This is a genomic window from Nocardia sp. CWNU-33 (assembly GCF_046764895.1).
In the GTDB taxonomy this organism is placed as follows: Bacteria; Actinomycetota; Actinomycetes; order Mycobacteriales; family Mycobacteriaceae; genus Nocardia.
Genome location: NZ_JBKOQN010000089.1, coordinates 1 through 2,974 on the forward strand (window position 1 = coordinate 1; position 2,974 = coordinate 2,974).

A 2,974-nucleotide genomic window follows, 5' to 3' on the forward strand; every position below is an offset into this window, starting at 1 on the left:
GGCGCACGCGTGGACGCCCGCATCGAGGCGGTCGACAAATCGAACGAAGGACACCGCGGTCATACCTTGGCCAGGGTCAGACCGCCTGATGCGGGCGTCCCGGAAATACTCACAGACCTTGCCGTTGGTTTGGGGCCGGTAGGGACGGGTGCGTTTGTGGACCACTGGCCCTAGGGCCTCGGCGAAGCTGCGGGATCGGTAGCAGGACCCGGTGTCGGTCAACACCTTTCGGGTGATGATGCAGTTGGCGGTGAACCAGGCGTTGGCGCGTGCCCAGAACGCGGCGGCGGTGTCCTTGCGCTCGTCACCGAGGAGTTCGGTGTAGGCCAGCCGGGAATGATCATCGAGGGCAGTGTGCAGGTAGTGGTAGCCGTGCGTCGGGTTGCCGTGAACATTGTTGACCCCGCTTAGCTTGTGTGCCTGGGAATTTCGGTTGCCAGCGGAACGGCCGAGCTTGCGCCAGCCGCCGCCGTCGGGGATCTTGCCGAGTTTCTTGACGTCGATGTGGATCAGATCGTCCGGGGCATCGTGTTCATAGCGGCGTACCGGTTGGCTGGTGGCGCGGTCGAGCCAGCGCAGCCGTGCCAGCCGGTAGCGCGTCAGGACCCGGTGCGCCGTCGAGGGATGCAAGCCCAGCAGGTAGGCAATGCGGGCTGGTCCCCATCGGCGCAGCACACGAACTTTGATGATGCGGCGCTCGGTGCGCGTCGGTGTCCGGCGCGGGCTGTGATGTGGTCGCGAGGACCGATCGACCATGCCCGCCGGGCCCAGCAGGCGATAGCGACCCGCCCACCTCGACGCGGTGGTGGCCGAGACCTGGAATCGTTCGGCCGCCCGGCGGAGCGGCCAACCTTCATCGACGACACAACGAGCAAGACGTAACCGGCCCAACTCCGAGAGCGGGGCATTACGGTGAGACACGAAGACCTCCGACAGGTGAATGCGTTCCTAGACAGCTCGCACTTCACTCGGAGGTCTTCGCCATGTCAGCTCGCCACGCCGTCACCAACGTCCATGGTCAGTACAGCTAGATCGCCAGATAGTGTTCGGCGTCTAATGTTTCACGCCACCGCGGTTAGGTGAAAGCCGTCCGTTGCCGACTCCGTCACGCAGGATGCGTTGATCGGACCGCGGTGCAAGCGACGAGGCCCTACGCCAGCGTAAGGTCACCTCAACCGATCCTCGCTGTCGTGCCCGCGAGCATCGGCCGTGTCCAACAGTTCTTGCGGCCCGGACCCGAAGATCAACCCAGCAATAATGCCGTGTTGATCAGCTCTGACTGCCGATCGACTGAGCCAGGAATGGCCAGGAGCGTTTCAGGTCATCCTCCCAGTAACCCCACGAATGGGTGCCGACCGGCCGATCGTCCAGCGTCACCGGGATATTCAGTTCGCGCAGCCGGTTGGTCAGGTTCACTGTGCAGAAGTGGATAGCCGCTTCGATCGGCCCACCGAACACGATCTGTACCGGCAGCGGAATCCGCCCATCCTGCACCCGCGGATCGTTCGGAGTGTCGTGCGGTGCCGCCGGAGTGCCACTGCCTGAACTTAAATAGACCGCAGTCCCGCGCAGCCGATCCGCATTGACCAGCGGATCGTTGGCGCGCCACAACGGTCCGTCGCGTGGGCCCCACATATTCTCGACGCTCTGCCCACCGCCCCAGTTCTCCACTGTGAGCCGGACGAACTCCTGCCCGATGGGGTCCGATGTCTGCGCGCAACCACTGTAGGACGCCACACTCTTCCAGAAACCGGGCTTCGCGATCGCGAGATTCAGTACCGAGGTGCCGCTCATCGACACGCCCACCAGCGTACGGTTCCCGTTGGCTCCCAAGAACTCCTCGATGACCGGCGGCAACTCCTCGTTGATGAAGGTTTGCCACTTGTTGTGGCCCAGGACGGCGTCGTCGCGTACCCAGTCGGTGTAGTAGGAGTTGCTGCCACCGAATGGGGTCACGACGTTGACGTCTTTGCTGCGCAAGAAACTCACGACTTCGGTCTGGGCGTCCCACCCGCTCTGGTTTGGTCCACCTCCGGAGCCGTTGAGCAAGTACATCGTGGGTCGTGGCTTCGCCGTGTCCGCTGCGCGGATGACCTGCACCAGGATCGGCCTGTTCATAGCAGGAGAGAACACCATGACATTCTGTTGTCGGTCGTTCACTTCCGCTGCCGAGACAACACTGGCCGTCCCGGGTGCGGCGGTCGCGGTGGTCGCCGCGCCAACCAGGCTGGCAGCGGCCAGCGCACTGGCAAGCCCCCAGCGCAGCGTTGTCGTCTGTGTCGATCGCCGTGTTCTCAAGGTCGGGGCCCTTTCGTGTACTTGTTGTCGGCCACTGTCGGAATGGCGCTGCAGAATGCTTCGGTAGCTGGCAGCGTCCTGGAGGGGCATCGCAGGAGATTCGCGTTGCCACCGTGACCGGTTTGGTTTCGGCCGCGGAGTGTTCAGCGGTTGGGGTGAGGACTCGGTCTTGTTCGCAGCATCCGCGTCGGTGGAGACTTCCGCTGAGTCCGGTGCGGGGCATCCATCTGCCGAACAGCTGATTCCACGGGGCGACTGCCACGCGAACCAAGGCTGGGCCGATGCGACAGCGGTTCGCCCTCGTGGTCGACTGGCCCCTTGGTGCTTCCGTACACGGCGGAGGCAGCCAGTGCCCGCAGCTCGTGCATGACCTCAGCAACGGTGTCGAGATCGGCGATCTTCGGGGCTGGGGCTGCTTTTCAGATCGCGCAGGCGTCCACCCGTTTCATGACATCCGGGGGTGCTCGATGGTTCGTTGTCACGAAACTCCGACGCTTCGGTTATCGAGAGTTGTCGGCGCAGCGGGCGGTTGGACCACAGCACTGCGGAGCGTTCATGGCTGCCGTTTCCTTGGGTGGTGAAGGCGGTGCGTTCGTGGCGGTACCAGTCCGGGTACAGCTGTCGGTCGCAGAGCTCGCAGGCGTACCCCGGGTGTGAGCAGTTGAGATACAGGAAC

Annotated in this window: 2 protein-coding genes; both read right to left on the minus strand. The window is 63.9% G+C overall.

Going from position 1 to position 2,974, the window contains the following annotated elements; genetic code table 11:
• The coding region (locus ACLMAL_RS39405) for an IS481 family transposase (protein ID WP_412003733.1) at nt 1-921 on the minus strand (921 nt) is incomplete at its 3' end.
• Nucleotides 922-1,269: 348 nt separating this feature from the next.
• Complete coding sequence (locus tag ACLMAL_RS39410) at nt 1,270-2,298, minus strand: alpha/beta hydrolase (protein ID WP_412003734.1); 1,029 nt, start codon at nt 2,296-2,298, stop codon at nt 1,270-1,272.
• Nucleotides 2,299-2,974: the final 676 nt, after the last annotated feature.